This window comes from Spirillospora sp. NPDC046719, assembly GCF_040645715.1.
In the GTDB taxonomy this organism is placed as follows: Bacteria; Actinomycetota; Actinomycetes; order Streptosporangiales; family Streptosporangiaceae; genus Spirillospora.
The window spans coordinates 1-4,695 of the sequence record NZ_JBEYYT010000595.1 but is presented as its reverse complement, the minus strand read 5'-3'; the positions used below and the strand labels follow the sequence as shown (position 1 = coordinate 4,695).

Annotated in this window: 4 protein-coding genes; 1 reads left to right on the top strand and 3 read right to left on the bottom strand. The window is 74.0% G+C overall.

The annotated features are described in order from the left end of the window. On the top strand, positions 1-671 hold a 671-nt coding region (locus ABZ914_RS46830), incomplete at its 5' end, for a hypothetical protein (protein WP_500201110.1). Positions 672-702: 31 nt separating this feature from the next. Here ABZ914_RS46830 and ABZ914_RS46825 read toward each other — a convergent pair. The 3 genes from ABZ914_RS46825 to ABZ914_RS46815 all read right to left on the bottom strand — a co-directional run bounded on the left by ABZ914_RS46825 (position 703) and on the right by ABZ914_RS46815 (position 4,585). Then, positions 703-1,902, bottom strand: a complete 1,200-nt coding sequence (locus ABZ914_RS46825) for a glycosyltransferase family 4 protein (protein ID WP_500201109.1) — start codon at positions 1,900-1,902, stop codon at positions 703-705. A gap of 140 nt (positions 1,903-2,042) precedes the next feature. After that, entirely contained in the window at positions 2,043-3,305 is a 1,263-nt protein-coding gene (locus tag ABZ914_RS46820) for a nucleotide sugar dehydrogenase (protein WP_500201108.1), read from the bottom strand. Positions 3,306-3,394: 89 nt separating this feature from the next. Further along, a complete protein-coding gene (locus ABZ914_RS46815) occupies positions 3,395-4,585 on the bottom strand; it encodes a glycosyltransferase family 4 protein (RefSeq protein ID WP_500201107.1) in 1,191 nt (396 codons plus the stop codon). Positions 4,586-4,695: the final 110 nt, after the last annotated feature.

Genomic DNA, 4,695 nt, shown 5'->3' with positions numbered 1-4,695 from the left:
CGCTGCGCGGCGGCCCGGACGGCACGGGCCCCGCCGAGCTGGGCGGCGTGCCGGTGGACGACTGGCCGGACGCCTGCTCGCTGCTGAAGAAGGCCGACCTGGCCGCCGTGCACGCCGACGACCGCGGTGCCCGGCCCACCCGGACGAGTGTCGGCGGCGTGACGCTGCCGCGCCCGGTGTCCTGCACGTACGAGACGACCTGGAACGAGTCGGCCGGGAAGAGGCCGGGGGAGGGGCGGCCGTCCGGCGGTCCGAAGCCGTCGGCGACGCCGTCAGCCAAGGCCAGCGCCACCGGCAAGGCGACCGGGAAGGCGGCCGGCAAGGCCGGGACGTCGCCGACCCCGCACGCCTCCGGCGGTGCGAAGGCCGGGGACGACGCGGTGCCCGAGACGGCGGTCCGCGGGCTGACGGTCAGCGTGCGCTGGGTGGCGGAGACGCCCGAGGCGGCCGAGCAGATGCTCGAAGCGCTGGAGGCGGTCCAGTCGCAGGCGCGGGAGCGTCCCGACATCCCCGCCGGGCGGGCCTACGAGCTCGGGCCGACCGCCGGGATGATCGCGCTGCGGGTCGGCCGGGCCGTCGTGGTCGTGGACGTGGACCGCCCGCCCGGTGCCGCGGCCCGCCTCGCCCGGTCCGTCGCCGGCCGCCTCCAGACCTGGTCGGCGGGCACCTGACCGGACGGCGCCGCGGCCCCCGGCGGACCTGTCAGTAGTCCGGGACGGCTTCGGGAAGAGGCTCGGACAGCTGCTCGGACATCGGCTCCGGCAGCGGTCCCGCCATGGGGTGCGGGGCGATGACGGGGTCGGTGACGACGGAGGTGCTGCGGCCCGCCCACGCCTCCAGCTGCGCCACGAAGCGCTCGGCGTGGACCGGCCAGTGGAAGCGGGCGCGCGCGGCCGCGTAGCCGCGCTGGCCCATGCCCACCCGCAGCTTCGGATCGTCGCGCAGCCGCCGGACCGCCTCGGCGGCGGCGGCCGGGTCGCCGAACGGGACGACCAGCCCGCAGCCGGCCGGGTCGACGATGTCCACCGCGGGCGGGTTCGGCGTGGTGATCACCGGGACGCCGCGGGCCATGTACTCCACGACCTTCGTGGGCATCGAGTGCCGGTAGTTGGGCTCGTCGTGCAGCAGCGCGAGCCCCGCCATCGCGCCCTCGGCGATCCGCAGCGCCCGGTCGTTCGGGACGAACCCGTACCAGCGCAGGACCCCGGTGCGCTGCGCCTCGCGCAGCGCGGGCCGCACGTCGGGGTCGGCGGAGCCGATCAGCTCGACGGTGATGCCCTCGGGGGCCAGCAGCCGCGCCATCTCGATCATGTCGAGCGCACCGCGCGCCACCGACAGGTTGCCGACATAGACGGCGCGGCGGTCGTCCGGCGGGCCGGGCGGAAGGTCGGAGACGTAGGTGGTGTTGGGCACGACCGGGTGGTCGCCGCGGAACCGGGACCGGTACCCCTCCTCGGCGAGCAGCAGCTTCAGCCGCCGCTCGCCGCGCCGCTCCAGCCGCTTGACGGCCGGCCGCAGCAGCGGGCGGACCGGCCCGGGCACCCAGCCCTTCGCGGTGAGCGCCGCCGCCGTGTCCTCGTGGACGTCCCACACGACGGTCCGGCGGTGCGCCTCGCGGGGCAGCGCGACCAGCAGCTCGGGGTCGTGCAGGAGGATCACGTCGGCGTAGCCGGCGTGCTCGGCGATGGCCCGGTGGGCGGCCCGCAGGGCCCGGAGGCGGCGCCTCCCGGTGGCCCGCGGGACGTCCACGGGGCTGACCTCGCGCCAGGGGGTCACGTTGCACGCCCGGAAGGGCGCGATGTAGGTGACCTCATGGCCGGCGTCGAGGAGCGCGCGTATCTGCCGGTGCAGAATGCGCGCATCCTCCGGATGGTGCACCACCGTGCAAACACAGATCCGCATTTCACTCACTCCGCAAGGTGCCGGTAAAATCGCCTGCTGCTCGAGTCTTCGTCGCCCATGGAAATCACTGATGAATTCCCCTTGTCCGCGATGTGGACGGCCGCGGGCGACTCGTGCCGGTCCGCCAGAGCGCCGTCCCGCTAGAGCAGTTCGACGGTCTCGAGTTGCACGTCCCTGGTGCGTCCGCGGGTGTCGAACAGCAGCCGGGCGTGCCGGGTCAGGGTCTCGGCGTCGTAGGCCGCGTGGTCGGCCAGCACGATCACCAGGTCCGCGTCCGCCAGCGCGGTGGGCAGGTCGCCGTCGGCGGGCGGCACCGGAGCGCCGTCCACCTGCCACTCCGTGACGAACGGGTCGTGGAAGGACAGGTCCGCGCCCAGCCGCGCCAGCCGCCGGGCCACGGGCCGGGCGGGCGACTCGCGCTGGTCGGCGATGTCGGCCTTGTAGGTGACGCCCAGCAGCAGCACCTTGGCGCCCTTCAGCGCGCGGCCCTCGCGGTTGAGGAGCTGCTGGGCGCGTTCGGCGACGTAGCGGGGCATCCGGTCGTTGATCTCCTGGGCCAGCTCGACGAACCGGAACGGGTAGCCCAGGGAGCGGACCTTGTAGGACAGGTAGTTCGGGTCGATGGGGATGCAGTGCCCGCCGACGCCGGGGCCGGGCCGGAACGCCTGGAACCCGAACGGCTTGGTGGCGGCGCAGTCGATGGCGTCCCACAGGTCGATGCCGAGCTCGTTGCAGAACACCGCCATCTCGTTGACCAGCGCGATGTTGACGTGCCGGTAGGTGTTCTCCAGCAGCTTGGCCATCTCGGCCTCGCGGGTCCCCTTCGCCTGCACGACGCGCTCGACGAACTTGCCGTAGAACGCGGCGGCGGCCGTCGCGCAGGCCGCGGTGAGCCCGCCGACGATCTTCGGGGTGTTGCGGACCCCGTAGACGGCGTTGCCCGGGTCGATCCGCTCCGGGGAGAACGCCAGGTGGAACTCCTCGCCCGCGACCAGCCCGGAGGTCTCCAGGATGGGGCGCACGACCTCCTCGGTGGTGCCGGGGTAGGTGGTGGACTCCAGCACCACCAGGTCGCCGGGCTGGAGATGCCGCGCGACGGTCTCGGCGGCGCCGCGCACCGCGGTCAGGTCGGGGCCGCCGTCCGGCGACAGCGGCGTGGGCACGCAGATCACCACGGTCCGGGCGCCGTCGAGGACGTCCTCGTCCAGGCTCGGCGCGAACCCGGCCTCCAGCATGTCGGCCACCTCGGCCGGCGTCACGTCGTCGATGTGCGACAGCCCGGCCTTCAGCCCGGCCACCACCCGCGCGTCACGGTCCAGACCGCCGACCTGCAGCCCGGCCCGGCACGCCTCCCGCACGAGCGGAAGTCCCACATAGCCGAGTCCGATGACCACCAGATCCATGCCCGGCTCCCTTCGAGATCGGTGCGCGCGCCCGGCGCGCTCCCGGATGTCAGGTATGGCGATTCGTTCGATCGAGGCGATGTCGGTCGCTACGGCCCCATCGGGGGCCGCAGGCCGTAGGCGGCCCGGTATCCCGTCGCGACGGCCCGCCAGGTGCGTTCCGCCCGAACCCATTCCCGGGCCCGCTGTCCTGTTTTTCGCCTTCTTTCGGGACTGTAAGCCAGCTCTTCCAGACAATTCGCCCATGCTTCCGCGTTTTCCGGAACTGTTAACGCGCCGGTCACGCCGGGTTCCACGATTTCGCGAAGTGCCCTGACATCACTGGCTATGACGGGGATTCCCCCGGCCATCGCCTCCAGCGGCTTGAGGGGCGTCACCAATTGGCAGACCCGGTCCGCCCGGCGCGGGACCGCGAAGACATCGAGGAGCGCGTGGTAGCGGCGAACGGAACCCATCGGCACCCGCCCGGTGAACACGGCGTGAACGCCGTGCCCGGCCGCCCGCCGCTCCAGGGCGCCGCGCTCGGGTCCGTCCCCGACCAGCAGCAGCGTGACCGGCGCACCGCGGTCGCGCAGCAGCGCCGCCGCGTCGATCAGCGTGTCGATGCCCTCGTAGCCGTAGAACGACGACGTCAGGCCCACGACGGTGGCGTCCGCCGCGATGCCGAGCTCCGCGCGCAGACCGGAGGCGTCCGGCAGCGGTTCGAGGAACGCCTCGTCCACCCCGTTCGGCACCACGAAGATCTTCTCCTCGGGGACGCCGCGGGACGCGATCTCCGCCCGCATCGCCTCGCCGAGCGTCACGACCGCGTCGGCCTCGGCCATCCGGCGCGTCTCCAGCTCCCGGGTCAGCCGGTAGAACTCGTCGGACGCGCTGTGCGCCGGGTCGCGCGACAGCCACGAGTCCTCCAGGAACCCGCGCACCTCGTACACGACGGGCAGCCCGTGCCGGCGCCCCAGCTCCAGCGCGACCGCCGCGTTCAGGTGGTTGCTGACCGCGTGCAGGACGTCCGGGCGCAGCTCCTCGACGAGCCGCCCGGCCAGGTCGGCGCCCTTCTCGACGGCCCGCACCGGACCGGCGGGCGGCAGCCACGGCAGCAGCCGGTGGTACGGGACGCCGTCGACGTCCACGCGGGCCCGGGCGTCGCCGAGTCCCTGGCTGAGCGGGTACCCGAGCCGCGTCGCGACATGGGTGTCGAACCCGGCCTCCCGCTGCGCGAGCGCGATCCGGTGCGTCCGGACGGTGTAGCCGGCGTTCGTGGCCGGCAGCGCGTTCGTCACGAACTGCAGCACGCCCGTCCCGGAACCGTTCCGGGGACGGGCGGCGCCGCCGGAGACCGGCGGGGTGCGCGCCAGCAGCGCGCGCAGCTCCGCGTTCTACCGGCGGGCGC